The 25,946-nt window shown below is 66.9% G+C and carries 23 protein-coding genes; 4 read left to right on the plus strand and 19 right to left on the minus strand.

The window, feature by feature from the left end; genetic code table 11:
• Positions 1 to 36: 36 nt before the first annotated feature.
• From WFI54_RS10730 to WFI54_RS10755, 6 genes are all read right to left on the minus strand, one after another.
• Positions 37 to 894: an iron ABC transporter ATP-binding protein gene (locus WFI54_RS10730; RefSeq protein WP_336652786.1), complete on the minus strand. Its 858-nt coding sequence runs from the start codon at positions 892 to 894 to the stop codon at positions 37 to 39.
• Complete coding sequence (locus tag WFI54_RS10735; protein ID WP_336652787.1) at positions 891 to 1,922, minus strand: iron chelate uptake ABC transporter family permease subunit; 1,032 nt, start codon at positions 1,920 to 1,922, stop codon at positions 891 to 893. Before WFI54_RS10735 ends, WFI54_RS10730 begins: the two co-directional genes overlap by 4 nt.
• A 2-nt stretch (positions 1,923 to 1,924) precedes the next feature.
• Positions 1,925 to 2,914, minus strand: coding sequence for an ABC transporter permease (locus tag WFI54_RS10740; RefSeq protein WP_336652788.1), 990 nt, complete (start codon positions 2,912 to 2,914; stop codon positions 1,925 to 1,927).
• The gene (locus WFI54_RS10745; RefSeq protein WP_336652789.1) at positions 2,911 to 3,909 is read right to left on the minus strand and encodes a siderophore ABC transporter substrate-binding protein; all 999 of its coding nucleotides are present in this window, start codon (positions 3,907 to 3,909) and stop codon (positions 2,911 to 2,913) included. Before WFI54_RS10745 ends, WFI54_RS10740 begins: the two co-directional genes overlap by 4 nt.
• A gap of 205 nt (positions 3,910 to 4,114) precedes the next feature.
• The gene (locus tag WFI54_RS10750; RefSeq protein ID WP_336652790.1) at positions 4,115 to 4,591 is read right to left on the minus strand and encodes a GNAT family N-acetyltransferase; all 477 of its coding nucleotides are present in this window, start codon (positions 4,589 to 4,591) and stop codon (positions 4,115 to 4,117) included.
• A gap of 23 nt (positions 4,592 to 4,614) precedes the next feature.
• Positions 4,615 to 5,505, minus strand: coding sequence for a hypothetical protein (locus WFI54_RS10755; protein WP_336652791.1), 891 nt, complete (start codon positions 5,503 to 5,505; stop codon positions 4,615 to 4,617).
• Positions 5,506 to 5,675: 170 nt separating this feature from the next.
• On the opposite strand from WFI54_RS10755, the gene purL reads away from it, so the two are divergent.
• The gene (gene purL, locus WFI54_RS10760) at positions 5,676 to 8,009 is read left to right on the plus strand and encodes a phosphoribosylformylglycinamidine synthase subunit PurL (RefSeq protein ID WP_336652792.1); all 2,334 of its coding nucleotides are present in this window, start codon (positions 5,676 to 5,678) and stop codon (positions 8,007 to 8,009) included.
• A gap of 88 nt (positions 8,010 to 8,097) precedes the next feature.
• On the opposite strand, the gene tmk is transcribed toward purL, so the two are convergent.
• The 8 genes from tmk to WFI54_RS10800 all read right to left on the minus strand — a co-directional run bounded on the left by tmk (position 8,098) and on the right by WFI54_RS10800 (position 16,097).
• Positions 8,098 to 8,733, minus strand: coding sequence for a dTMP kinase (tmk, locus tag WFI54_RS10765; RefSeq protein WP_336652793.1), 636 nt, complete (start codon positions 8,731 to 8,733; stop codon positions 8,098 to 8,100).
• 49 nt (positions 8,734 to 8,782) lie between these two features.
• Positions 8,783 to 9,313 carry an HPP family protein gene (locus tag WFI54_RS10770; protein WP_336652794.1) on the minus strand — a complete coding sequence of 177 codons (531 nt, stop codon included), beginning with the start codon at positions 9,311 to 9,313 and terminating at the stop codon, positions 8,783 to 8,785.
• Positions 9,314 to 9,316: 3 nt separating this feature from the next.
• Complete coding sequence (gene topA / locus WFI54_RS10775; protein WP_336652795.1) at positions 9,317 to 12,133, minus strand: type I DNA topoisomerase; 2,817 nt, start codon at positions 12,131 to 12,133, stop codon at positions 9,317 to 9,319.
• A gap of 280 nt (positions 12,134 to 12,413) precedes the next feature.
• Positions 12,414 to 13,208 carry a M23 family metallopeptidase gene (locus WFI54_RS10780; RefSeq protein ID WP_336652796.1) on the minus strand — a complete coding sequence of 265 codons (795 nt, stop codon included), beginning with the start codon at positions 13,206 to 13,208 and terminating at the stop codon, positions 12,414 to 12,416.
• Complete coding sequence (locus tag WFI54_RS10785; protein WP_336652797.1) at positions 13,205 to 13,597, minus strand: TadE/TadG family type IV pilus assembly protein; 393 nt, start codon at positions 13,595 to 13,597, stop codon at positions 13,205 to 13,207. Before WFI54_RS10785 ends, WFI54_RS10780 begins: the two co-directional genes overlap by 4 nt.
• A gap of 40 nt (positions 13,598 to 13,637) precedes the next feature.
• Entirely contained in the window at positions 13,638 to 13,952 is a 315-nt protein-coding gene (locus WFI54_RS10790) for a DUF4244 domain-containing protein (protein ID WP_336652798.1), read from the minus strand.
• 151 nt (positions 13,953 to 14,103) lie between these two features.
• A complete protein-coding gene (locus WFI54_RS10795) occupies positions 14,104 to 15,060 on the minus strand; it encodes a type II secretion system F family protein (protein WP_336652799.1) in 957 nt (318 codons plus the stop codon).
• Positions 15,057 to 16,097: a CpaF family protein gene (locus WFI54_RS10800; protein WP_336652800.1), complete on the minus strand. Its 1,041-nt coding sequence runs from the start codon at positions 16,095 to 16,097 to the stop codon at positions 15,057 to 15,059. The genes WFI54_RS10795 and WFI54_RS10800 overlap by 4 nt, the downstream gene beginning before the upstream one ends.
• 224 nt (positions 16,098 to 16,321) lie before the next feature.
• Here WFI54_RS10800 and acs point away from each other — a divergent pair, with 224 nt between their 5' ends.
• Positions 16,322 to 18,307: an acetate--CoA ligase gene (gene acs, locus WFI54_RS10805; protein WP_336652801.1), complete on the plus strand. Its 1,986-nt coding sequence runs from the start codon at positions 16,322 to 16,324 to the stop codon at positions 18,305 to 18,307.
• 90 nt (positions 18,308 to 18,397) lie between these two features.
• Here the strand turns inward: acs and WFI54_RS10810 are convergent, their stop codons facing one another.
• Together WFI54_RS10810 and WFI54_RS10815 are read right to left on the minus strand one after the other, a co-directional pair.
• Positions 18,398 to 18,874: a RidA family protein gene (locus WFI54_RS10810; protein ID WP_336652802.1), complete on the minus strand. Its 477-nt coding sequence runs from the start codon at positions 18,872 to 18,874 to the stop codon at positions 18,398 to 18,400.
• A 1-nt stretch (position 18,875) separates the two neighbouring features.
• Complete coding sequence (locus tag WFI54_RS10815; protein ID WP_017883616.1) at positions 18,876 to 19,043, minus strand: DUF4177 domain-containing protein; 168 nt, start codon at positions 19,041 to 19,043, stop codon at positions 18,876 to 18,878.
• A 113-nt stretch (positions 19,044 to 19,156) separates the two neighbouring features.
• Here WFI54_RS10815 and WFI54_RS10820 point away from each other — a divergent pair, with 113 nt between their 5' ends.
• Positions 19,157 to 21,784, plus strand: a complete 2,628-nt coding sequence (locus WFI54_RS10820; protein ID WP_336652803.1) for a transglycosylase domain-containing protein — start codon at positions 19,157 to 19,159, stop codon at positions 21,782 to 21,784.
• 4 nt (positions 21,785 to 21,788) lie between these two features.
• A complete protein-coding gene (locus WFI54_RS10825) occupies positions 21,789 to 22,730 on the plus strand; it encodes a metallophosphoesterase (RefSeq protein ID WP_336652804.1) in 942 nt (313 codons plus the stop codon).
• A 117-nt stretch (positions 22,731 to 22,847) separates the two neighbouring features.
• Here WFI54_RS10825 and WFI54_RS10830 read toward each other — a convergent pair whose 3' ends face one another.
• The 3 genes from WFI54_RS10830 to recR form a co-directional block, all read right to left on the minus strand.
• Complete coding sequence (locus WFI54_RS10830; RefSeq protein ID WP_336652805.1) at positions 22,848 to 23,915, minus strand: aspartate-semialdehyde dehydrogenase; 1,068 nt, start codon at positions 23,913 to 23,915, stop codon at positions 22,848 to 22,850.
• 11 nt (positions 23,916 to 23,926) lie between these two features.
• A complete protein-coding gene (locus WFI54_RS10835; RefSeq protein ID WP_336652806.1) occupies positions 23,927 to 25,204 on the minus strand; it encodes an aspartate kinase in 1,278 nt (425 codons plus the stop codon).
• A 111-nt stretch (positions 25,205 to 25,315) separates the two neighbouring features.
• Positions 25,316 to 25,912, minus strand: coding sequence for a recombination mediator RecR (recR, locus tag WFI54_RS10840; RefSeq protein WP_336652807.1), 597 nt, complete (start codon positions 25,910 to 25,912; stop codon positions 25,316 to 25,318).
• Between the last annotated feature and the right edge of the window lie 34 nt (positions 25,913 to 25,946).

Below are 25,946 nucleotides of genomic sequence, written 5' to 3' on the forward strand. Positions count from 1 at the left end.
TCGCATCGGGGTCGCATCGGTGAGCGCTGAAGCTGCCTACGGCCGGTAGTACACCGCGACACGGCGACCGTCATGTTCGAGCACGTCGACCGGGGTCTCGAAAACCCGCTCCAGCACCTCGGAGGTGATGATCTCATCGGGGGTGCCGGAAGCGACGATCCGCCCCTCGGCAAGCGCCACAATGCGGTCGGCGTACGCCGCCGCGAAGTTCACATCGTGGATCACGAGCACGACAGTTTTGCCCAGCGCATCAGCAGCCGCCCGCACCTGCCCCATCATGCTCACCGCGTGGCGCATATCGAGCCCCGTCAGCGGCTCATCGAGCAGCACGAAGTCGGTATCCTGCGCCAGCACCATGGCCACGAAGGCGCGCTGCCGCTGACCGCCGGACAACTCATCGATAAAGCGCTCCTCGAACCCGGCCAGATCGAGAAACGCGATCGCAGCGTGGATCGCGCGATGATCGGCCTCGGTAATCCGCCCGGCTGAGTGCGGGAAACGACCGAAGGTGACGAGCTGACGCACGGTGAGGCGCGCCACGAAATGATTCTCCTGTTTCAAGATCGAGACCACCCGGGCGAGCTGCTTCGGCTTGGCGGCACGCACATCAAGCCCACCCACGGTGACGCGCCCGCTGTCGGCTTCGAGCAGGCGCCCGATGATCGTGAGCAGTGTCGACTTGCCTGCCCCATTCGGGCCGATCAGCGCCGTTACACCACCGCGTTCGAGACTGAGATCGATGGGGCCGAGCACACGCCGCCCCGCGTACGTCTTCGCAACATCGCTCAGCTCGATACCCTGGCCGCGGCCCGGTTCAGACTCAGCGGCGCGCACCGCAGCCCCGGCCGTCCCTGCCGGGGCGTCGAGCCCCATTCCGATATGCGCGTCGGTCATCGCAGCCCCTTCCTGAGCAGCACGATCAGAAACAGCAGGCCGCCCGCGAACTCGATGATCACCGTCACGAGACCGGCCGCGGCGAACACGTGCTTGAGCACGAAGGTGGCGCCCAGCAGCGTGACAAGCCCGATACCGATGGCGAGCGGAATCGTCTCGGCGTGCGAATCCCCCCTCGCGAACTGGTAGGCGAGCGTCGCCACCAGGAAACCGTAGAACGTCATCGGGCCGACCATCGTCGCCGACACCGAGACGAGCACGGCCACAAGCACCAGGATCGTGACTACCTCGCGCCGGTAATTCACGCCCAGGCCGATCGCCACATCGCGACCGAGCGCGACCACGTCGTAGCTGCGCCGACGCAACCAGACGAAAATCAAGATCCCGCACACGATCGCAGCCGCGATCGGCAGATAGTCGGGATTTCCCTTACTGATACTGCCGAAGAGGCGAGCGCTCAGCACATCGAACTCGCTCGGGGTGAGCGTGCGCTGCATCACCATGGAGACCGAGCCGAAGCCGATCCCGAGCACCACACCCACGAGCAGCAGCAACTGCAGATTTGCTCGCGGGCCCGAGAACAGCCAACCGTACAGCAGCGTTGCGAACAGCACCATCAGCGCGCTCTGCGCAATGATCTTCGGAATCCCCTCCATGCTCGCCGCCGTGGTGCCGAAGACGAACACGAGCGCCGTCTGCGTGAGCACGTAGAGCGCATCGAAGCCCAGGATGGAGGGGGTGAGAATGCGATTCGAGGTGGCAGTGTGAAACAGCACCGTGGCGAGCGCCTGAGCGACGGCGACGAAGGCAATCGTCGCGAGCGAAGTGAGACGCGACTGCACGATAATCCAAAAGCCGGGGCTGCCCGCGGGCGCCGGATTGCCGGTGACGAGGATCGCGACGGCGAGCACCGCGGCGACGACGAACACCACAACGATCGGCAGCGCCGCGCGCCAGCGCGACGCACGCGACGACGGCGCGGCCGGCGGCTCCCCCGTGCTCGCGAGCCTCACAATACTGCTCTCCACGATCACCTCTGCCGCAAAAGCAGCGCGATGAACACGATAGCACCGACGAGGCCGAGCACCATCGAGACCGGAATCTCGAAGGGCATTATCACCACTCGCCCGACAATATCGCAGGCCACCACGAGCGCGATGCCGCCCAGACAGACCCACGGCAGGTTGCTGCGCACATTGTCGCCGCGGATCATCGAGACCATGTTGGGCACGACAAGCCCGAGCAGCGGCAGGAAGCCGACGACCACGGTGGTGACACCGGCGGCGACGGCCACGAGCGCGGTGCCCGCGATGAGGATCGCCTCGTAGCGCACGCCAACGCTCGTCGCCATGTCTTTACCGAGGCCGGCGACAGTGATGCGATCCGCCATGAGAAACACAAGTATCGTGACCACAGCCACCACCCACAGCACCTCGTAGCGGCCCCGCACCACCGCGGTGAAGCTGCCCATGAACCAGGTACCGAGCATCTGCAGCAGGTTGAACTGCGCGGCGAGGAAGGTGGTGAGCGAGCTCACGATCGCGCCGAGCATGATGCCGATGAGGGGGACGATGAGGGTGGTGCGGATCACGACGCGGCGCAGGATCAGCATGAACAGCATCGCCCCGATAAACGCGCAACCGCTCGCGATGACCATCTTGCCGACGAGCCCAATCCCGGGCAGGAGCAGCGAGGCGAGCAGCAGGCCGAGCGCCGCCCACTCGGTGGTGCCCGAGGTGGTGGCGTCGACGAAGCGGTTCTGGGTGAGCATCTGCATCACGAGACCGCTCGTGGCCATCGCGGCACCGGCCAGCACGAGCGCGATCGTGCGGGGCACCCTGGTGATCCAGAACATTTCTGATCCGAACTCGCTGCCCGCGATGTCGTAGACACCGATCACGAGCGATGCCGCGAGGAGACCCAGCACCGCGATAATCGCGGCGAGCAACGCCCCAGTGCGGCGCCGCGTGGGCAGTGCGGCGCCGCTCAAGACCGGCGTGCTCGAAACTGTGGGGCTCATGCCGCCGAGAACGCCTCCTGGAGCTGCGTGAACAGCCCGGTGTAGGCCTGGATGCCCTCGGTGAGGTAGAAGTTGGGATCGAGGATCACGATGCGGCCCTGCTGCACCGCGGAGACGTTCTGCAGCGCCTCGGAGTTCGTGATGAGCTCATCGGCGGGCGCCGAACCGGGCTCGCGCTCACTCGGGGCGAACGCCGCATCGCGATCAAGCGCCACGATCCAACCGGGGTTCGAAGCTGCGATCGCCTCGACGCTGATGTCGTCACCCTGGTGATCATCGCTCGCACCCTCAATTTCGAGAGCGGGCTGCCAGCCGAGGGCGGGGAACACCGGGCCGAGGCTGCGGCCCACCACTGGCGCGATGTATCCGATACGACCCGCGGAGGTATTGACGGCCATGACGGTGTCGGTGCCGTTGTAGGCCTGCTTCGCGCCGGAGATCGCGCTGTCGAGCTCGGCGTTCAGCGCGGCTGCTTCGTTGTCGTGATCGAAGATCTGACCCAGGATCTCGGTCTGGCGCTTGAGCTCGTCGAAGGTGTCCTTGCCATCTCGGGGCGCGATCTCGATGACGACGGCCTGAGGGTTCTGCTCCTTGATCTGCTCGTAGTAGTCACCGAAGCGGTAGCCGCCGATGATGAGGTCGGGCTGCTCTGCAACGATCACCTCGAGGTTCGGTTCGCGGTGGTTGCCGACGTTGGCGACCTCGGGGTCGTCGGTGTAGCCGGGCCAGACCGAACCCATGACGTCCTTGGGCACGGCGGCGAGCTCGATGTCCCACTCGGCGAGGGTGTCGAAGACCGTGTTGTCGAGCGCGACGACCGTTTCGGGCTTGACCGGCACCTCCACCTCGCCGTGATTGTCGGTGATGGTCACTGTGGCGGCGGCAGATTCGGTGCTCGGCTCGCTCGCGGGTGCGCCGGAGGCGCAGGCCGAGAGAACGAGCGCTGCGGCCAGAGCCAACGCTGCGGCTGCACTGCGGGTGGTGCGGATTGACACTGTGGGCTCCTGGGGTTCGACGGGCAGCTGACATGTGCCGGCTGCTTCGATGTGATGGGCAAAAAGAATGCACCGATACGGCGCGCGCATCGATGCTTCGCGATTCCTGAGGTGCCATCACGGCCCCCGGAACGCCAAGGTAAGCCTATACATACCTTCATCTGATGTTCAAGCGGGAAAGAATGCGCTCCTCATAAAACCCTGCTCAGACCGTAAATGCGTAGGCCATGAGCATAAGCTTCGTGCCCATCGCGTCGAACTCATATTCACGCTCGGGCACCCGCTCGAACCCCATCCGCTCGTACAGCCGCTGAGCCGCAACCATCTGCGAAGACGTGTGCAGCACCAGACGCCGAGCCCCGCGCTCTCGGGCGAGCGACACGCAGTGCCGCATCAACAGCTCACCGACGCCCCGCCCGCGAGCTTCCCGCGCGACACCCAGCAGTCGCACATCCATCTCGTCGGGGGCACTGTCACGCTGCAGCCGTTGCCCCGGAAACGGGGTCGTCACACTGCCGAGCACCGCGCCCGAGACTCGATCCACCGCAACCCACAGCTGCGCCGACTCTGCACGACCCCGCACATCGACGATCTCACCGAGATACTCGGGATCAAGTCGATAATCTCCCCCGTAGGCGGCGCGCAACAGCTCACTCGTCGCATCGGCCTCATCGAGGCGCATACTGCGAATCTCAACCCCCGCGGTCACCCCCGGGGCGACTGCAGCACGGAGAAATCGGGCTGCCCATCAGCCCCCGCAGGCAGCGGGCGCCCGTCGGGGAACGTCGGCCAAGGCAGCAAGGGCTGCGCCCCCGCCACCGGCGCCTGCTGGATCACCGTCGGCTGCGGCTGCGCCCGATACGCCTCAGCCGCCGGAACCGCCGAACGCGCCCGGCGCACAGCATCGCGTGCCGCAGAACTGAACGACCACCGCAGCAGCAGCGTGATCGATAGCCCCAGCGCGGTCAAGATCAGCAGAGCCGTCGCGATCTTCCAGTAGAGATCGGGAATGTGCAGATCGAACGCTTCGATGCCGACAGGAGCGGTGAAGAGGATGCCCGAAAGCACCGCGAGCACACTCGTCACGAAGGCGAAACGGGTCACCACATCGGGCAGCCTCGCGCTCATACCGAGCAGCAGCTGGCAGCACAGGATCACCAGCCTCGTCACCAGGATCACGAACACCGACTTCCAGAAAATCTCGAGCACCAGGCCGAAGGCCTGGTAGGGAGTCATCCAGATCACGATGAGCAACAGCCCCAGAATGTAGGCGTTGGCGATGAGCGCAACGGGCGCGTACCACTCCGACTTCTGCTCGCGACGGGTGTCGAGTGCGGTGAGCAGCACGAACACCGCGAAGAGCACGAACGTCGAGAACACACGCTCGAACTTGCCCTCAAGTTCGCCGATGAACAACAGCGAGATCGAGGCGATCGTCAGCGCTGCAAGCAGAATGATGCTGACCTTCAAAAAGGTCGACAGCCCCTCTGCCTTCGCAGCGCGCTGCTTCGAGGACGCCGCCTGGTGCGGCGCACCCTGCGCAGGCTGCGACACCTGCGGGTTCTGGCCGGTTGCGTTCGGATTCTGATCGCTCATGCACCAAGTCTTGCGCGTTCCCCCATGAAACAGCAACCGCCCGGCGTGACGGCGGTTTCCCCGGCCCGCATCTGGCGGGCAAGCCCGCCACAGGGGCGGGATAGACTGGGGCTGCATGTTTCGGCTCGCGGAGCCGATCCCGATCCCTCACTCACTGGAGCACACCGAGCGTGACCGACACCGCCGCCCCCATCGACGCCCACCGCCCCGATACGGTGGCCGACGCGATCGCCACCCCCGAGAAAGAGCAGCCCTACGGCGCCCTCGGCCTCAAGCCTGACGAGTATGCGCAGATCCGCGAGATTCTCGGCCGCCGCCCCACCTCTGGCGAGCTCGCCATGTACTCGGTGATGTGGTCTGAGCACTGCTCCTACAAGTCGTCGAAGATCTACCTGCGCCAGTTCGGCAAGAAGGTCAACGACAAGATGAAAGAGCGTCTGCTCGTCGGCATGGGCGAGAACGCCGGCGTGATCGACATCGGCGAGGGCTGGGCCGTCACCTTCAAGGTCGAAAGCCACAACCACCCCTCCTACATCGAACCGTTCCAGGGTGCCGCCACCGGCGTCGGCGGCATCATCCGCGACATCATCTCGATGGGTGCCCGCCCCGTCGCCGTCATGGATCAGCTGCGCTTCGGCGACATCGATGACCCCGACACCGCCCGCGTGGTGCACGGCGTCGTATCGGGCATTTCCTCCTACGCGAACTGCCTCGGCCTGCCCAACCTTGGCGGCGAAACCGTCTTCGACAGCGTCTACCAGCAGAACCCGCTCGTCAACGCGCTCGGCGTGGGTGTGCTCCGCCACGAAGACCTCCACCTCGCCAACGCCTCAGGCGCCGGCAACAAGGTCGTGCTCTTCGGCGCCCGCACCGGGGGCGACGGTATCGGCGGAGCCTCCATCCTCGCCTCCGACAGCTTCAGCGAGGGCGGCCCCACCAAGCGCCCAGCCGTGCAGGTGGGCGACCCCTTCGCCGAGAAGGTGCTCATCGAGTGCTGCCTCGAACTCTTCCGCGGTGACCTCGTCGAAGGCATCCAGGATCTCGGCGCCGCCGGCATCTCCTGCGCCACCTCGGAGCTCGCAGCCAACGGCGACGGCGGCATGTTCATCGAACTCGACAGCGTGCTGCTGCGCGACCCGTCGCTCACCGCCGAGGAGATCCTCATGTCGGAGAGCCAGGAGCGCATGATGGCCGTCGTCGCGCCCGAGAAGCTCGACGCATTCCTCGCCGTCACCGAGAAGTGGGACGTTGAGACCAGCGTGCTCGGCGAAGTCACCGACACGGGTCGCCTCATCATCAACTGGCGCGGCGAAGAGATCGTCAACGTCGATCCCCGCACGGTCGCCGTTGACGGCCCCGTCTACGAGCGCCCCGTCGCCTACCCGTCGTGGATCGACGAGCTGCAGGCCTCGGGCGTGCGCGCTGCAGGCCTTGCCCGCGCGGCCTCGGGGGACGAACTGCGCGCGCAGACGCTCACCGTCGCAGGCTCCCCCAATCAAGCCTCGGTCGACTGGATCACCAACCAGTACGACAAGTACGTGCTCGGCAACACCGCACTCTCCTTCCCCGACGGTGCCGGCATGATCCGCGTCGACGAAGAAAGCGGCCTCGGCGTCGCCATCTCCACCGACGCGAACGGCCGCTACTGCCAGCTCGACCCCTACGTCGGCTCACAGCTCGCACTCGCCGAGGCGTACCGCAACGTGGCCGCCTCCGGCGCCGTGCCCACCGCGGTGACTGACTGCCTCAACTTCGGCAGCCCCGAGAACCCCGAGGTCATGTGGCAGTTCTCGCGCGCCGTAGAGGGCCTCTCGGATGCCTGCCTCGCACTTGAGGTGCCCGTCACCGGTGGCAACGTTTCGCTGTACAACCAGACCGGCGACACCCCTATCCATCCGACCCCCGTTGTGGGCGTGCTGGGCATCATCGACGACGTTGCCCGCCGCATCCCCACGGGCTGGCAGGATCAGGGCGAGCACCTCTACCTGCTCGGTGTGACCCGTGACGAGCTCGACGGCTCGGCATGGGCGGAGGCCGTGCACGCGCACCTGGGCGGGAGGCCGCCCGTTGCAGTGCTCGACGACGAGCGCGCACTCGCAGAGCTGCTGCAGGCGGGTTCGCAGGGCGGCCTCATCTCTGGCGCCGTCGACCTCTCCGAAGGCGGCCTCGCTCAGGCGCTCGCAGATGGCGCGCTGCGCTTCGGTGTCGGTGCCCGCGTGTGGATCGACGAGATCATCTCGCGCGACGGCGTCGACGAGACCGCAGCGCTCTTCTCCGAGTCGCAGGCGCGCGTGCTCGTTGCGGTGCCTCACGAGGAGGAAGTGAAGTTCCGCGGGCTCTGCGAGGGTCGCGGCTTCCCCGTGCTGCGCATCGGTGTCACCGACGGTGCCGGCGCCGACGCCTCGATCGAGGTGCAGGATCGCTTCACCCTGCCCCTCACCGAGCTGCGCGCCACCTCGCAGGCGACGCTGCCGCAGCGCTTCGGCCCGGTCATCAGCGAGTAGCCGACCGCCGCCTCCGCACTGCGATCGAACGCCCCCGCCACACAGCGGGGGCGTTCGTCGCTTCCGGGGCTGCGCGGTCAGAGCATGGTCAGAGTGCGGTGAGCAGGGGGGCCACGCGGGCGATCACCGCGGCATTGAGCTCATCGGCGGGTCGCGTGGCATCGAGCACCAGGTAGCGCTCGGGATCGGCCTGCGCCAACTCCACAAAGCCTTCCCGCACGGCCAGGTGGAAGTCACTCGCCTCGGATTCAAGACGGTCCACCTCACCACCGCGCGAAACGCGCCGAGAGGCCGCCACCGCAGGGTCAAGGTCGAGCAGCACCGTCACCGCTGGCTTCAGCCCGCCGGAAGCCCACTCGCTGATGCGGCGCACCTCGGCCACATCAAGCACTCGGCCAGCGCCCTGATACGCGAGCGAAGAATCGATGTAGCGATCCTGCACCACGATGGCGCCGCGCTCAAGCGCCGGCCGCACCACCTTGGCGACGTGCTGCGCCCGATCCGCCGCATAGAGCAGCGCCTCTGCGCGGGGATCCACCTCTCCGATGTCATCGCCACCGTGCAGCAGCAGACGACGCACCTCAACTCCCAGCCGGGTGCCCCCCGGCTCGCGGGTGCGCACCACCTCATGGCCACGCGCCTCAAGCCAGGCCCCCAGCAGCTCGGCCTGCGTGCTCTTGCCCGCGCCGTCGCCGCCCTCAAGGGTGATGAAGATTCCGCTCATGCGTCCAGTCTGCCATTGCCCGCGACTCGGCGACCCGCAGTGCCGCTGTTCACGCCTCGCCGCGGCGGCGCGGCGAGGGACCACCGAGCAGACCAGGCGCGGGATAGCGGGTGCCCGTGCACCGGTGCCACACCAGCGCCACAGCCACAATCGCGGTCGAGGCCGCGAGCACCGGCACCAGCAAAAACATCACACCCGCCCCAGTGACGAAGGCGAGCACGGTGTTCGCGATCGCAGGAGGGTGGATGATCCGCAGCACCGCCATCGCAGCGACCGAGCACCCGGCGACGAGCGCGATGCTCCACCAGTGCACCGGCAGCACGAGCGCACCAGCCACCCCCACCAGCGCTGCGACGAGCTGCCCACCGATCACCGCGGCAGGCTGCGAGACCGGCGCTTCGGGAAGCGCGAAGACCAGCATGCAGGTCGGCGCGAAGCCCACGAATAGCGGCAGCAGCGCGACGGATTCGCCCAGCAGCCCGAGCAGGGCGACAACGACCGCAACCCCGAGAGCGGCAAGCACCAGCCGCCGCCACGGCAGTCGCGGCTGGTTAGGCAGGAAGACGTCTCTGAGGCGCACCTCTTACTGTCCTGCGGCTTCAGCGGCTTTCTTCGCCGCATTCGCCTTGCGCGTCTCCGCTGCTTTCTTCGCCGCGGCCGAACGCGCCGGATCAACAGCCTTCTTCGCAGCGGTCTTCTTGGCCGCGGGCTTCTTCGCTGCGGGCTTCTTGGCCGCCGTCTTGCGCGCGGGAGCCTTCTTCTTCGCCGGCCCCTTGGCGCGCTTGATGGCGAGCAACTCGATCGCACGCTCAAAGGTGATGTCGTCGACGCTGTCGCCGCGCGGAATCGTCGCGTTGGTCTCCCCATCGGTGACGTACGGGCCGAAGCGCCCATCGCGCACCCGCACCGCCTTGCCACTCACGGGATCGGCGTCGAACTCCTTCAACGCTGCGCTGGCCTTCCGCGCGCCGTACTTCGGTTGCGCGAACAGCTCCTGGGCGCCCGCGAGGTCGATCGAGAAGATCGCATCTTCGCTCGGCAGTGTCCGAGTATCGGTGCCTTTCTTCAGGTAGGGGCCGTAGCGCCCATTCTGAGCCGTGATCTCGGCGCCGGACTCGGGATCCGCTCCCACGACCCGCGGCAGGTCGAGCAGCGCGACAGCGGTATCCAGATCGATCGTCGCGGGATCCATGCTCTTGAACAGCGATGCGGTGCGCGGCTTCTGCCCCTTGGGCAGCTCCTCACCCTCGTCGGGCAACTCACTCACGTAGGGACCGAAACGGCCGTTCTTCGCGATGACGCGCTTGCCCGTCTGCGGGTGCAGGCCCACAACCCGGTCTTCGGCGGGCTCGGCCGCAACGAGTTCATGCGCGCGTTCCGGGGTCAACTCGTCGGGCGCCATGCCGTCCGGGATGTTCACGCTGCGCGGCTTGAGCGCACCGTCGTCGCCGACTTCGCACTTCTCGTCGAACACTTCGAGGTAGGGGCCGTATTTGCCGTTGCGCAGCGAAATCTCGTCGTCGATCTTGATCGTGTTGATCGCGCGGGCGTCGATCTCGCCGAGGTTGTCGACCACTCCGCGCAGACCCGGGTGGGTGTCGGTGCCGAAGTAGAACTCACCTAGCCACTTGCCGCGAGCGGCCTCGCCTGCGGCGATGCGGTCGAGGTCGTTCTCCATCTCGGCGGTAAAGTCGTAGTCGACCAGCGCGCTGAAGTGCTCTTCCAGCAGGCGCACCACTGAGAAAGCGATCCAGCTGGGAACCAGCGCCTGGCCCTTCTTGGTGACGTAGCCGCGATCCATAATGGTGCTGATGATGGCCGCGTAGGTCGAGGGACGGCCAATACCGAGCTCTTCGAGCCGCTTGGTGAGGCTCGCCTCGGTGTAGCGGGGCGGCGGGCTCGTCTCATGGCCCTTGGCTGCGGGATCGGCGATCTGGAGGCTCTGTCGCTCGGAAAGCTGCGGCAGCGAGACGTTCTGCTCGGCGTCGCCGCGCTTCTCGTCGCGGCCTTCCTCGTAGGCGAGCAGGAAGCCTGGAAAGGTGATCACGGTGCCGCTGGCGGTGAATTCGAGCGCGGTGGCGGCGCTTTCGCCGGCCTCCACCACGGAAGCCCCCACGGTGACAGTGTCTGTGGATCCCTTGGCGTCGGCCATCTGGCTGGCGACGGTGCGCTTCCAGATCAGCTCGTAGAGGGCGTACTCGCCCTGGGTGAGCTTGCCTTTCAGCGCGCTGGGACGCTGGAAAGTGTCACCGGCAGGGCGGATCGCCTCGTGGGCTTCCTGTGCACCCTTGGCCTTACCCGTGAACACACGGGGCTTCTCGGGCAGCGTTTCGGCACCGTACAGCTCGGCCGCCTGTTTGCGGGCCGCCTGGATCGCCTGGCTCGAAAGCGTGGGCGAGTCGGTACGCATATACGTGATGTAGCCGTTCTCGTAGAGCGACTGCGCGAACGACATGGTCTGGCGTGAGCTGTAACGCAGCTTACGGGAGGCCTCCTGCTGCAGCGTGGAGGTGGTGAACGGGGCCGCCGGTCGACGGGTGTGCGGCTTGGTCTCCACGGAAAGCACCGTGGCTGCGGTGTCGTCGCCGAGCAGTTCGGCAAGGCGCTCAGCGCGCTGTTGTTCGAGGCCGACGACGTTGGCCTTCAGCGCTCTGGGCGTGAGCTCGCCATCGTCACCGAAGTCGCCGCCGGTCGCCACGCGCCGCTCACCGACGCGCACGAGCTTCGCTTCGAAGGCTGTTGCATCGGTTGCATCAGCGCCGGGCTGGAACGTTGCAGTGAGATCCCAGTACTCGGCCGCGCGGAATGCCTGCCGTTCGCGCTCGCGGTCGACAACGAGGCGCGTCGCTGCCGACTGCACACGGCCGGCCGACAGCTTCGGCGCGACCTTGCGCCACAGCACGGGTGAGATGTCGTAGCCGTAGAGCCGGTCGAGGATGCGACGCGTCTCCTGAGCGTCGACGAGGGAGATGTCGACGTCGCGCGTGTTCTGCTTAGCCTGCTCGATCGCCTCGCGAGTGATCTCATGGAACACCATGCGACGCACGGGTACCTTGGGCTTCAGCACCTCAAGCAGGTGCCACGCGATGGCCTCGCCCTCGCGGTCTTCATCGGTGGCGAGCCAGAGCTCGTCAGCTCCCTTCAGGGCGCGCTTAAGTTCGGAGACCGTCTTCTTCTTGTTGTCGTTGACGACGTAGTAGGGCGCGAAGTCGTTGTCGACGTCGACGGCGAACTTGCCGAAGGGCCCCTTCTTCAGCTCGCTCGGGAGCTCGGACGGCTCGGCGAGGTCACGAATGTGCCCGACCGAGGCGATGACCTCGTAGTCGTCGCCGAGATAGGCGCCGATCGTGCGCGCCTTGGTCGGCGACTCGACGATCACGAGTTTCTTCGTACCCTCCACGGGGTCTCCTTCGTTGCTCCGAGCTCACGGCTGGTGAGTCGTCTGCTCGACGACTGCCGGTTGCTGCACCGGCACGCGGTTCTGCACCGACACGATACACACTCTCGTGTAAGAAACCACTATCGGCGATGCGCGGTGCTCCTCTATTCATACCATCGCTGCGGCCCAGAACACCGCGCTACGGGCCTCAGCCGTATCCTGAACCCCACGGATTCGGCTCGCGCGACGGTGCTTCTGATCGTCCCGGCCGTCCGGTCGCCATTCAGCTCAACGGGCCTGCTCACGGCGGCCCGAGGTAGCTGAGCGGATCGATATCAGGATTCGTGTTCGACGGCGACGATGCAAGCGTGAAGTGGGTGTGCGGCCCAGAAGTGCAACCGCTCATCCCCGCGCTCGCAACCCGCTGCCCCGCCACCACCCGCGCACCGGGCACCACGCCGAAACGCTGCGGCGAGCCAGGCGCGACGTGGTTGTGCGAGCTGTAGAGGGTGCGATCACCGAGATCATGCCGTATGAGCACGGTGTGGTTGACGCCTCGCCACCATTCGGGGTGGGCTCGGCAGGGTTCGGGCGCTCCTCCCCCGTCTGGCCCTGCACGCACCACCACTCCGGCGTATGGAGCGTAGAGCGCCCCCTCCGCAGTTACCGCAAGATCGAGCGAGTACCCATCGTGGAATCCCTGCGAGAGAGCCCGGCGATCCGACGGCCATGCCCAACCGTTCGCCCCCACCGGGCCTCCCGCCGCCCAGTCCGAGCTCGGCGGTTGCCCGGCTCGCGCGGTGGCGGTTGAGCCGCCGAGCGGCAAGGCGATCCGCACCTCGACCCGTGCCTCACCCGAGGCCGACGAAGCCTTGCACGCCACGAGCACCCCACCCGCTTCGCCGGCGACGCGCTCGGCGAGTGCGCATGGTTCACCCTCGATCCAGCCGGTTGCCGCATCTGCGGCGGCGAGCGCGGCGGCGTCGGCCGCTGCCGCAGCGCGGTGCCCGGCCTCGAGCTGAGCGCTCGCTGCGATCACCGGCAGGCCCAGGCAGAGCGCCGCAGCGCCGCAGGCGAGCAGGGCCGGGGCACTCATGGCGAGGCCCCCTGTTCGCCGCTCACCGCGGCGCACGACCGACTCTCGATGGCAATGGCCGCGAGCATTCCGCGCCCGGGGCTGGCTCTGAGGGTGACGCAGAGGAGCGAGCCGCTGCGATCCCGCTGCACGGTGATCGCGCCTTGAGCCTCATCGAGTCTGGCGCGGGCGCGGTCGGTGTCACCCCTGGCTTCGAGCCGAGCGACCTCAGCCGCGAGACTCACGAGGGTGATGCGGTGGGCTGCGATGAACACCCCGCCGATCACGAGACCGAGCATCACCAGCACCGCCGGCATCACCACCGCGAACTCTGCGGTGACCGTGCCTCGCTCGTCGCGTATGAAGCCGCCCGCAAGGCTGCGGGCACCGGCGGCGCCGGCCGCGTGCACTCGGAGCTCCCCGGGTGCACGCCCCGTTCCGTCCGTGGCGCTACCCACCGGAGCCGAGAGCATTCTCGACCAACTGCACGAGCATGGCGCGAATCTCGGCCGACCGCATGATTGCCACGAGCAACCCCGCGAAGGCGACCGCAGCGAGAATGACGACAGCATATTCCGCCGTAATCGCTCCTCGCTCGTCACCGAGCAGTTCGCGGGCGGCCGGCGGCTTGCGCGTTCTGCGTGCGGCTGCGCCGCTGCGGCGAGCGGGCGCCACGAACACGGGGTGGTGGTCGCCCGGAGGCGATGGCGGTTGTTTCGGCAGCGCAACACCGCGATCAGATACAAGTTCGAGTTTGGTATTCATGAGGTGTTCCCTTCGTCACACACGGCCCGGCGGTCGCCGGTGCACCTATCCTGCGGCAGTCGAACAAGCCCTGAGATGCCGCTCAGCGATCTGTGGAAAGGTCGCCGCGATCCGCCTCGAATGCCCCATTGTGAGCGAAGTGCGAAGCGGATCAAGTGCCCAGCATCGCGATGAGCACAGGCAGCACCCCGAGCACGATGAATGCGGGCAGCACGCACACGCCCATCGGCACCAGAACCCGCACACCGAGCCGTTCTGCCCCTTGTTCGAGCCGCGCCTGCGCTCGCGCACGTGCGGCCACCGCTTCCTCCAGCAGAAGCCGCTGCAGGGGCGCTCCGGTGCTCTGCGCCGCCGCGACAGCGGCCGCAAGCGCCCCCGAGCGCTCGAACGCCGCAAACGGCACCCACTCAGCTCCGAAAGCGTCGATGGCATCCGCGGCACGCAGCGCCGCAGCGCCCGGCGGCGCCCCTCCGCCCAAGGCCACCCACACCAGTTCGAGCTCGATCCCTGCAACGCAATCCTCGCGTTCGAGCCGGCGCAGCAGCGCACGACCCCACGCCACCCCGGCCGCGAGCAGCAGCGTCCCTGCTGCGAGCAGTACAGCCCCCAGCGAGCTCAGCAGCACGGGCACAGGGTCGAATCCGAGCAGGGCTCCGAGCGGCAGCGCGAGGGGCGGCAGCGCCGAGACCAGGCGCACCGTCGCGCGCGGCCCCGCGAGCAGCACCGCCCGGCGAGCGCGCAGCTGCTCCAGGCCCCGCAGGGCGGTGCCGATGCGGTGCAGGGCCGGGGCGAGCGGTGCCCCGCTCTGTTCGGCGAGCCGCCACGCGACGGCGAGCACCCGCCATTCGGGGGCCCCGCAGCCCGCAAGCGCTTCTGGCGGTGAGTAGCCGTCAGCAATGCGTTCGGCGATGCCCGCATAACCCAACCCCCCAGTATCGCCCCGGCCCCGCTGCCCGCCCCCTGCGCGCGCATCGGGCGGATCCGCACACGCGAGCACCACCGCCCGCGAAGGCAGCACCCCACCGCGCAGCAGCGCCGCGCAGCGGAGCGCCAGTTCGGCCGCGTCTCCGGCCCCGACCGTGGGCCGCCCGCGCCGCACCCCCGTCACGGCCGCACCTCCTCGACCCGGAGCAGACCACCGCGATCGAGCCGCAATTTGCCAACCCCGGTCACGCGGTGCAGGCCTCTGCGGCGTTCGAGGTGGATCACCCCGTGCAACGCCGACGCAGCTTGCCGTGCCAGGGCCGGCGGGTCGAGCCCGGCGAGGGCGCCGAGGGCTTCCAGGCGAGCGGGCACATGCTCGATACGGTTCGCGTGCAGCGTGCCGGCGCTGCCGTCGTGGCCGGTGTTCAGGGCGGCGAGCAATGTTGCCACTTCTGCGCCCCGGCACTCGCCGAGCACAATTCTGTCGGGGCGCATGCGCAGCGCTTCACGCAGCAGGCTGTCGAGTGCAACCTCGCCGAGCCCTTCAGCGCTCGGCCTGCGAGCTTCGAGCGAGAGCGCGTGGGGGTGGCACAGTCGGAGTTCTGCGACGTCCTCGATCATCAGGATTCGTTCGCGAGGGTCAGCCAGGCCGAGCAAAGCGCCGAGCACCGTGGTCTTTCCGCTCCCAGTGCCGCCGGTGACGAGCAGATTGCGGCGCGCCGCAACCGCGCCGCGAAGCGCATGAGCCATGGCCTCCGAGCAGAGCCCGCCACGCACGAGCGCGTCGAAGTCCGGGGGCGTAGTCCGGGGCACCCTGATCGAGACCGCAGCGCCCTCGACGGCCACCGGCGGCAGTACGGCGTGCACTCTGATGCCGTCGCCGATCCGCACATCCGCGCACGGCTGCAGCTCGTCGAGGTGGCGTCCACCGGCCGCGATCAACTCACAGGCCAGCCGGTGCACGGCGTCTGGTGCCGCGCTCCACCCGTGAATGCGCTGCAGGCCACCGCCGCGATCCGCCCAGAGGTGCCCCACGCCGCCGCTCACCTGCACGAGCAGGTCGCGCAGAGCCGGGTCGTCGAGCAGTGGCAGCAGGCCTCCGAAGGCGCGGCGTTCGGCGATGCCGAGGCGCGCTGTTCGTGCAGGATCGCAGTCGGATGCCTGGACAACTGAACCGGGCACGGGAGTGCTCCGGGGGTTGGAGACAGCTTCGGCGATCATGTCTCTCAGAGAAGCATCTTCTGACGGGCGGCAACCCGGAATCGAAGCACTTGTGGATAAGTCGGCCGATCTTGGCGCAGCGGCGAATTGTGAGCGAGATGCCACGCGACGTCGACCCCTCCGACGGTATAGCCTGACACCACCACGCATTCTCCCGCGCGCGGTCTTGGCAGACAGGAGCTGAGGCCGCGGGCGGATGACCAGAAAGACGGATAAGGGCGTCCATGACTGATCAGAACGGCACCATCGAGAGTCACCCGCTGCAGCACGGCGAGGAGGTGGAGGTGTACCCGCCGTCGGAGGAGTTCCGCGCGCAGGCCAATATCAACGACTCCTCCGTCTACTGGCAGGCGGCTCAGGATCCCGAGGCGTATTGGGCGGAACGCGCCCGCCAGCTCAAGTGGTCGAAGCCGTTCACCGAGATTCTCGACTGGTCGAACCCGCCGTTCGCGAAGTGGTTCGCCGATGGTGAGCTCAACGTCGCCGCCAACTGCCTCGACCGCCACGTGGCGGCGGGCCTCGGGGACCGCGTGGCGATCCACTTCGAGGGCGAACCCGGCGACACCCGCACCCTCAGCTACGCCGAGCTGACGCACGAGGTGAAGCGCGCCGCGAACATGCTCACGAGCCTCGGCGTCTCCGCGGGTGACCGCGTCGCGATCTACATGCCGATGATCCCAGAAGCCGTGATCGCGATGCTCGCGGTTGCGCGTCTCGGAGCAGCCCACTCGGTCGTGTTCGGCGGGTTCAGCGCTGAGAGCCTGCGCGCCCGCATCGATGATGCCCGCGCCGAGCTCGTCATCACCGCCGATGGCGGCTACCGCAAGGGCCGGGTCTCGGCGCTGAAGCCCACCGTCGACGACGCGCTCGCGCTCGACACCGGCACCCCGCTCTCCGTCGAACGGGTGCTCGTGGTGCAGCGCGGCGGCAACGAAGTTGTCATGCAGGAGGGCCGCGACCTCTGGTGGCACGAGGAGATCACGGCCTTCGACGGACAGCACGAGGCGAAGGGCTTCCCCGCGGAGAACCCGCTGTTCATCCTCTACACCTCGGGCACCACGGGCAAGCCGAAGGGCATCCTGCACACCTCGGGCGGCTACCTCACCCAGGTCTCCGCGACGCACAGCGATGTCTTCGATCTCAAGCCTGAAACCGACGTCTACTGGTGCACCGCCGATATCGGCTGGATCACGGGACACAGCTACGTTGTCTACGGCCCGCTCGCGAACGGTGCCACACAGGTCATCTACGAAGGCACCCCCGAGACCCCCGATTGGGGGCGCTGGTGGAGCATCATCCAGAAGTACGGTGTGAGCATTTTCTACACCGCTCCCACGGCGATCCGCGCCTGCATGAAGGTCGGCCGCCAGGTGCCCGAGCAGTACGACCTCTCCTCGATCCGTGTGCTCGGCAGCGTTGGCGAGCCGATCAATCCTGAGGCGTGGCGTTGGTACCACGAGGTGATCGGTGGCGGCAAGGCACCCATCGTAGATACCTGGTGGCAGACTGAAACCGGCGCCATCATGATCGCGCCGCTGCCCGGACTCACCGGCCTGAAGCCTGGCAGTGCGCAGGTGCCGCAGCCCGGCATCAGCGCCACCGTCGTCAATGACCAGGGCGAGCAGGTCGGCCACGGCCAGGGCGGGCTACTCGTGCTGCAGCGCCCCTGGCCCTCGATGGTGCGCACCGTGTGGGGCGACGACCAGCGCTTTATCGACACCTACTGGGCTAAGTTCGGTGATCAGTATTTCGCGGGCGACGGCGCGCGTTTCGACGATGACGGCGATATCTGGTTGCTCGGCCGAGTCGACGATGTACTGAACGTGTCGGGCCACAGGCTCTCGACCGCCGAGATTGAATCGGCGCTCGTCGAGCATCACGCCGTCGCGGAGTCGGCGGTGGTCGGTGCGCACGATGACACCACGGGACAGGCTGTCGTGGCGTTCGTGATCCTCAAGTCGCAGCAGACGCTGCTCGCGCCCGAACAGGCAGAGGTTGAGCTCAAGCAGCACGTCGCCGCGCATATCGGGGCCATCGCGAGGCCGCGGCGGGTGCTCGTCGTGTCCGAGCTGCCGAAGACGCGGTCGGGCAAGATCATGCGCCGCCTCCTCAAGGATGTTGCCGAGGGCAAGCAGGTCGGCGACACCACGACCCTCGCCGATACGAAGGTCATGACCACAATCCAGGAGCAGCTGCGCGCGGGCCAGTAGGAGCGGTCCCTGGCCGCAGATGAACGAGGCGGGGGGGGTGCCCTGATAGGGTCCGCCCCGCCTCGTTCGCGTCTTGCGAGAAGTGCGCGGTTAGTCTTCGACCTTGAACACGAACTCGATTTCGACGGGGGCATCGAGCGGCAGCACGGAGACGCCCACAGCCGAGCGCACGTGGATGCCGAGGTCACCGAACACGCGACCCAAGAACACTGAAGCACCGTTCGCCACACCGGGCTGACCAGTGAATGAGGGGTCGGAGGCCACGAAGGCCGTCACCTTCACCACCTGCGTGATCTTGTCGAGCGAACCGATCACGCCACGCGCGGCAGCCAGGGCGTTGAGCGCGCAGAGCCGCGCAAGCTCTTCAGCCTGCTCTGGCGCGACGAGGCCTTCGCCATCACCGACCTTGCCCGTGGCGGGCAGCTGCCCGTTCACGAAGGGGAGCTGCCCCGCCGTGTACACGTAGTTGCCGTCGCGCAGCGCCGGAACGTAGGCGGCAACCGCAGCGGCCACCTCGGGAATCTCGTAGCCGAGATCGCTCAGGCGCTCCTCGATCACAGACGTCATTTCAGGCCTTCCTCTTCAAATATGCGACGTTGCCGCCAGCCGGGCCCTCGATAATCTGCACGAGTTCCCACCCCTGGGCGCCCCAGTTGTTGAGGATCTGGGCCTCGTTGTGCAGCAGCAGCGGCGTGACGAAGTACTCCCAGCGAGGTGCTTCGGTCGATTCACTCACGTGCGGATCTCCCTCGGTATGTGCGGTGACGGTGCATTGCGGGCGACGGCGAAACAGGCCGTGGGGCCTGCCGCCTTGCTGTTTTGTCAGCTATGTCGCTTACCCTTGATTCTATGACCCGTCAGACATCTCAGTCCGCGCGCGTGCGCACCTTCAAGCCGCGCAGCGCGGGTGGTGCCCTTGGCGGCATCCTCGGTGCCGTCGCGATGAGCGTGATCGCCGGAGTGCTCGTCACCGCAGCCGTCACCCCTGTGGTGGCGTTGAGCGGCCACACCGCGAAGACCGCAGTCGATATCTTCGAGAAGCTCCCGGGCCACCTCGATCCAGGCCAGCTGGCCCAGCCCTCGACCCTCTACGCGAAGGGTTCTGATGGGGCCGACTACGAACTAGCAACGTTCTACGACCAGAACCGCGAGATGGTCGGCTGGGATGCCATCTCCCAGTACGTGAAAGATGCCGCGGTCGCCGAGGAAGATCCGCGTTTCTACACCCACGGCGGTGTCGACATCCTGGCGACGAGCCGCGCGGTGCTGCAGAACGCGGCCGGCCAGAATCTCTCGGGCGCGTCCACGATCACAATGCAGTTCGTGCGCAACGTACTCATCCAGGAGGCGTACTCCATCCAAGACGAGGGGGCGCGCGACAAGGCCTACGAAGACGCGATGCGCCAGGATGCCGACCGCAAGCTCAAGGAGATGCGCTACGCGATCAGCATCGAGAAGCAGTATCCGAAGGATGAGATTCTGCTCGGTTACCTCAACATCGCCCTCTTCGGTCGTCAGATCTACGGCATCGAGTCGGCGGCGCAGTACTACTACGGCAAGTCTGCCAAGGATGTTTCGCTTGCGGAGGCTGCGAGCCTGGTCGCCATCGTGAACAATCCCTCGCTGTATCAGCTCGACGTTCCCGAGAACCTCCCCGCGAACCTTGAGCGCCGCAACAAGATTCTCGACAGCATGTTCAAGCACGGCAAGATCACCGAGGCCCAGCACGCCGAGGCCATCGCCACGCCGATCGAGCCGCAGATCACGCCGCGCGTCGCAGGCTGCTTCGTTGCCGAGCAGAACTATGGCCTCGGCCACTTCTGCGACTACGTGCTGCGCTATATCAAGCAGGATCCGAACTTCGGCTCCGATCCCGCTGAGCGCGAGTTCCGTTTCCGCCGTGGCGGTTTCAAGATCTACACCACCATCGATCTTGATATCCAGGCAGCTGGGCTCGCAGCCATACGCGACACGGTGCCGGCACTCATGGACGGTATCAAGGTCGGTGCCGCAAGCGTCAGCACGCAGGTGGGCACCGGACGCGTGCTGGGGATGGTGCAGAACCGACCCTTCAACGATGCTGAAGCGTTCCTCAGCGAGAACCCCGGATACACCACGGTCAACTACAACACCGACTTCGACTACGGCGGCTCGAACGGCTTCCAGGTCGGGTCGACCTTCAAGCCGATCACGCTGGCCGAGTGGATCCGCACCGGCCACTCCGTGCGAGACATCGTGCAGATGGACGGCCGCACCGTGCAGTTGCAGTCGTTCCGCGACTCCTGTTCGCCCGATGGCGTCTACGGCTACGGCCCCTGGACCTTCCAGAACGACAACCTCGGAGTGCGAGGCAACCGCCCGGTGCTCACCGCGATCACCCAATCGGTGAACGGCGGCATCGTGTCTATGCAGCAGAAGATGGACCTCTGCGACACCTACAAGCTCGCCGAGAAGCTGGGCATCCACCGCGCCTCGAAGCAGATGCACGACCAGAACTTCGACAACTACGGCACGACGAAGCTCACGCGCGTGCCCTCCGGCACCTTCGCCGGCACCGACGAGATCGCGCCGATCACCATGGCTTCTGCTTTTGCGGCCTTCGCCGGCAACGGCACTGTGTGCACCCCGGTGCCCATCGATCAGATCCTCGACACGAACGACGAACCAGTGCCGTTTACGAAGAGCAAGTGCACCGAGGGCGTCGCCCCAGAAGTCGCTTCAGGAGTGGCCTACGCGCTCGAAGAGACCGTGAAGAACGGTCTCGCGCGGCACGCCCGCTCGGCCTACGGGGTGCCACACCTCGCGAAGACCGGCACCACCGACGACATCATAGACAACTGGACCGTCGGCGCAAGCACCACTGTCGCCACGGCCACCTGGGTGGGCAATGCCGACCCCATCTGCTACGAAGACGGCGTTTGCGAGCGTGTTTCCACCCAGCCCTTTGGTAACCTCATGTTCGCGGATCAGACGATCTGGCCCGCCATGATGAACGTCGCCGATCAGAAGTACGGCGGCACCGCCTTCCCGCAGCCCAGCTCGGCCTCGATCCGCCAGACCATGGTGACCGTGCCCGACACGAGGGGCAAGTCCTACGACGAGGCTGCCAAGCTGCTCACCGACGGAGGGCTAACGGTCTCCGACGGCGGCGAGATCGACTCCTCGATCGCCCAGGGCCTCATCGCTCGCTCGGACCCCGATGGCGGAGCTTCTGTAGCGCTGGGATCGGGCATCACGCTGTATCGCAGCAACGGTCAAGCGGTGGTCGTTCCTGACGGGCTCGTCGGCGCGACTGGTGCCGATGCGGAAGCCCGCCTGAGATCCGCCGGACTCAACGGTGCCGACTTCTCCTGCCAGGCTGGCGGCAAGCCCGACCCGAAGAAGGACCTTGTGGCCTCCACAGATCCCGCGAGCGGCGCAGAAGCACGCGGCAACAGCAAGATCTCGGTCGTGCTCGCCTGCGCAGACAAGGGTTGACCCGGTGAGTTCTGCGCAGCGCAGCGCTGCGGCCGTTCTCGGAACGGCCGCAGCGGGGATCGCCATCTGGTCGACGCTCATCGAACGGCGCCTCTTCACCGTGCGTCAGCACACCGTACCGCTCCTCCCCGAGGGCGCGGTACCGATCCGCGTGCTGCAGCTCTCCGATCTGCATCTGGCTCCCTGGCAGTCCCAGAAGATCGATTGGGTGCGCTCGCTCGCCCAACTACGCCCAGACCTGCTGGTGCTCACCGGCGACCTTATGGGGCATCTGCAGGCCCGTCCTGCGCTGCTGCGCGCACTGCGCCCCCTGGTGGAGTGCACGCCAACGGTCTTTGTGCACGGCTCCAATGACTACTACGGGCCAGTGTTCAAGAACCCTACCCGCTACCTCATCGAACCCAGTCGGCTCAGCACGCGCAGGCCCGACATCGATAACACGAGACTCACCGCCGGCCTCGAAGAACTCGGCGCGATCAACCTCAACAACAGCGCCGCCCAGCTCGAACTGCGCGGCACTCGCGTCGAGCTGTTCGGGATGAACGACCCCCACGTGCGCTACCACGACCCGGAGGCGATGCGCTCGGCTCTGCACGCGCTGCGCGCTGAGCACGACGAGGCCGCCGACCGTGGTGGCAACGCGCTGCGTCTCGGTGTCGTGCATGCGCCCTACCAGGAGGCTCTGGGTGCACTCCTCGACGAGGGTGCAGACGTGATCTTCGCAGGGCACACCCACGGTGGCCAGGTGCGCGTGCCAGGTGTGGGCGCGCTCACCGCCAACTGCGATCTGCCCACCGCGCAGGCCCGCGGGCTCAGCGTCTGGTACGACGCGCACCGCGCCGCGTTCTTGAACGTGAGCGCCGGCCTCGGCAACTCCATCTACGCTCCGGTGCGCTTCGCGTGCCGCCCGGAGGCGTCGCTGCTGACGCTTGAGGCGGCCCACTGAGCTCAGCCCCATGCGGGTTCAAGCAAGACCGCTGCACGGGCGCAACCGAACACTGCCGGCACACGACAGAGGGGCGGAGATCCGATGTGATCCCCGCCCCTCTGTCGTACAACGTGGCTACGCCGCGAGCTTCGCCGCAACAGCCTCCGCGATCTGCACAGCGTTGAGCGCAGCACCCTTGCGCAGATTGTCGTTCGAGATGAAGAGCACCAATCCGCGACCCTCAGGCGCCGACTGGTCTTCACGGATACGCCCCACGAAGGAGGGATCCTGGCCTGCCGCCTCAAGCGGAGTGGGAACCTCGCTCAGCTCGACGCCGGGTGCGTCTGCGAGCACCTCGCGAGCGCGATCAGCGGTGATGGGGCGCGCGAACTCGGCGTTGATCGAGAGGGAGTGGCCAGTGAAGACGGGCACGCGCACACAGGTGCCAGCGACACGCAGCTCAGGCAGTTCGAGAATCTTGCGGCTCTCGTTGCGGAGCTTCTTCTCCTCATCGGTTTCGCCTTCGCCATCATCGACGATCGAACCGGCAAGTGGCAGCACGTTGAAGGCGATGGTCTTGGTGTAGACCTCGGGTTGCGGGAAGGTCACTGCGGAGCCGTCGTGCACGAGCCGCTCGATTCCGCCTGCCTCGACCGCGGCGCCAGCCTGGCCGGCAAGCTCACGAGCGCCGGCAAGCCCCGAACCGGAAACCGCCTGGAAGGTCGTGACGATCAAGCGCTCCAGCCCGGCCTCGCTGTCGAGCGCCTTCATGACAGGCATTGCGGCCATGGTGGTGCAGTTGGGGTTGGCGATGATGCCCTGCCCGGCTTCGACGACGCCGTCGAGTGCGTGCGGGTTGACCTCGCTCACGACGAGCGGCACATCGGGGTCGAGGCGCCATGCGCTGGAGTTGTCGATGACGATGGCTCCGGCCTCAGCGAATGCGGGGGCGTACTTCTTCGATGCTGCGCCGCCCGCTGAGAACAGGGCGATGTCGATGCCTGACTTATCGGCGGTGTCGACGTCTTCGACAGTGATCGACTCACCGCGGAACTCGAGTGTGGACCCTGCGGAGCGAGCGCTCGAGAAGAGGCGCAGGCTCTTGATGGGGAAGTCGCGCTCGTCGAGCAGGCGGCGGATGACCGCGCCCACCTGACCAGTCGCGCCGACAACGGCGACGTTGAAGCTCAGCTGCTCTGCCATGTGGATTCCCTTCAGCGGCCGGTGCCGGCGTAGACCGTGGCGTCGGTGTCGGAGTCGAGGCCGAAGGCGGTGTGGAGCACGCGCACGGCTTTGTCCATGAGATCTGCACGGGTCACGACGGAGATGCGGATCTCGGAGGTCGAGATCATCTCAATGTTGATGTCGGCCTCGTACAGCGCGCGGAACAGCTGCGCCGAGACGCCGGTGCTGGTGCGCATCCCGGCACCGACGACCGCGACCTTCGCGATCTGGTCGTCGTACTGCAGGCTCTCGAACTCAAGCGTCTCGCGCTCGGCCTCGAGCGCTTCGATGACGCGGCGGCCATCGCCGAGCGGAATCGTGAACGAGATGTCAGTGCGGTTCGTGTGCGCGGCCGAGACGTTCTGCACGATCATGTCGACGTTGGCGTGGGTCTTCGCCACGATCTCGAAAATCTTGGCAGCCTTGCCAGGCGCGTCGGGCACACCACCGACCGTGACCTTCGCCTCGCTCTTCTCAGCGGCGATACCTGTGATGACCGGCTCTTCCACCTGATCTCCCTTCGGATGCCCCTTCTGGGGGTCGTAGACGATGGTGCCCTGCTCGTCCGAGAACGAGGAGCGGACGTGCAGTGCGACGCCGTGACGGCGGGCGTACTCGACAGCGCGCAGGTGCAGCACCTTGGCGCCGGATGCCGCGAGTTCGAGCATCTCCTCGGCCGTGATCGCATCGATCTTGCGAGCCTTGGGAACGACGCGCGGGTCGGTGGTGAAGATGCCGTCGACGTCAGTGTAGATTTCGCAGACGTCGGCCCCGAGCGCGGCGGCGAGTGCGACAGCAGTGGTGTCGGATCCGCCCCTCCCGAGGGTGGTGATATCGCGGGAATCGCGGCTGAAGCCCTGGAAGCCGGCGACGATCGCGACAGCGCCCTGATCGAGCGCCTCCCGCACCCGGCCAGGGGTGACATCGACAATCTTGGCCGAACCGTGCTCGGAGGTGGTGATCATGCCCGCCTGGCTGCCGGTGAATGACAGCGCCTCGATGCCCATGCCCTTGATGGTCATCGCCAGCAGCGCCATCGAAATGCGCTCGCCTGCGGTGAGCAGCATGTCGAGTTCACGGGGTGCGGGGATCGGGGTGCACTCCGCTGCGAGGTCGAGCAGTTCGTCAGTGGTGTCACCCATGGCGCTCACCGCGACGACGACCTCGTTGCCCGCGCGTCGAGTCTCGACGATGCGCTTGGCGACCCGTTTGATGCTCTCGGCATCCGCGACCGACGAGCCCCCGAATTTCTGCACGATCAACGCCACGCGGGTCCTCCTCAAGTCTACGAGAAAGACCAGTCTATCTGACCGCGCCGCCCCTCAGATGCGCTGGCCTCGGTCACGCTCCAGGGCACGGCCAGCAAGCCGATCGTGCGACTACTCGATGCTGCGGCGTCCCTCAAATGCGCGACCCAGAGTGACCTCATCGGCGAACTCGAGATCGCCGCCGACCGGCAAGCCGGATGCGAGACGAGACGCGGGGACCTCGATGCTCGTGAGCAGCCGCGAAAGGTAGGCCGCGGTGGCCTCGCCCTCCAGATTGGGGTCGGTGGCGATGATGACCTCACGCACCTCGGCCTCACCGAGTCGGCGCATCAGCGCCGGAATGCTGAGATCGTCAGGGCCGATGCCATCGATGGGGCTGATCGCCCCTCCGAGCACGTGGTAGAGGCCGCGGAACTGCCTGGTGCGCTCGATCGCGACAACGTCTTTGGGTTCCTCGACCACGCAGATGAGGCTGTGATCACGGCGGGGGTCTCGGCAGATCGAGCAGCGCTCCTGCTCGGTGATGTTGCCGCACACCTCGCAGAAGCGCACCTTCGCGCGCACCTCGGTGAGCAGCTCAGCGAGGCGCGACACATCGAAGTTCTGGGTCTGCAGGATGTGGAAGGCGATGCGCTGCGCCGACTTCGGGCCGATGCCGGGGAGCCTGCCGAACTCGTCGATCAGGTCTTGGACGATGCCGTCGTACACGTTGGGTGTCTCCTCGCAGTAGGTGAGTCGGATC

It is taken from the genome of Leucobacter sp. MMO-125 (assembly GCF_037148395.1).
Classification (GTDB): Bacteria; Actinomycetota; Actinomycetes; order Actinomycetales; family Microbacteriaceae; genus Leucobacter.

Coding starts and splice junctions, on each gene's coding strand:
- WFI54_RS10730 (WP_336652786.1), bottom strand. CDS start 894: ATGACCGACGCGCATATCGGAATGGGGCTCGACGCCCCGGCAGGGACG.
- WFI54_RS10740 (WP_336652788.1), bottom strand. CDS start 2,914: ATGAGCCCCACAGTTTCGAGCACGCCGGTCTTGAGCGGCGCCGCACTG.
- WFI54_RS10750 (WP_336652790.1), bottom strand. CDS start 4,591: ATGCGCCTCGATGAGGCCGATGCGACGAGTGAGCTGTTGCGCGCCGCC.
- WFI54_RS10755 (WP_336652791.1), bottom strand. CDS start 5,505: ATGAGCGATCAGAATCCGAACGCAACCGGCCAGAACCCGCAGGTGTCG.
- tmk (WP_336652793.1), bottom strand. CDS start 8,733: ATGAGCGGAATCTTCATCACCCTTGAGGGCGGCGACGGCGCGGGCAAG.
- WFI54_RS10780 (WP_336652796.1), bottom strand. CDS start 13,208: ATGAGTGCCCCGGCCCTGCTCGCCTGCGGCGCTGCGGCGCTCTGCCTG.
- WFI54_RS10790 (WP_336652798.1), bottom strand. CDS start 13,952: ATGAATACCAAACTCGAACTTGTATCTGATCGCGGTGTTGCGCTGCCG.
- WFI54_RS10800 (WP_336652800.1), bottom strand. CDS start 16,097: ATGATCGCCGAAGCTGTCTCCAACCCCCGGAGCACTCCCGTGCCCGGT.
- acs (WP_336652801.1), top strand. CDS start 16,322: ATGACTGATCAGAACGGCACCATCGAGAGTCACCCGCTGCAGCACGGC.
- WFI54_RS10810 (WP_336652802.1), bottom strand. CDS start 18,874: ATGACGTCTGTGATCGAGGAGCGCCTGAGCGATCTCGGCTACGAGATT.
- WFI54_RS10820 (WP_336652803.1), top strand. CDS start 19,157: ATGACCCGTCAGACATCTCAGTCCGCGCGCGTGCGCACCTTCAAGCCG.
- WFI54_RS10830 (WP_336652805.1), bottom strand. CDS start 23,915: ATGGCAGAGCAGCTGAGCTTCAACGTCGCCGTTGTCGGCGCGACTGGT.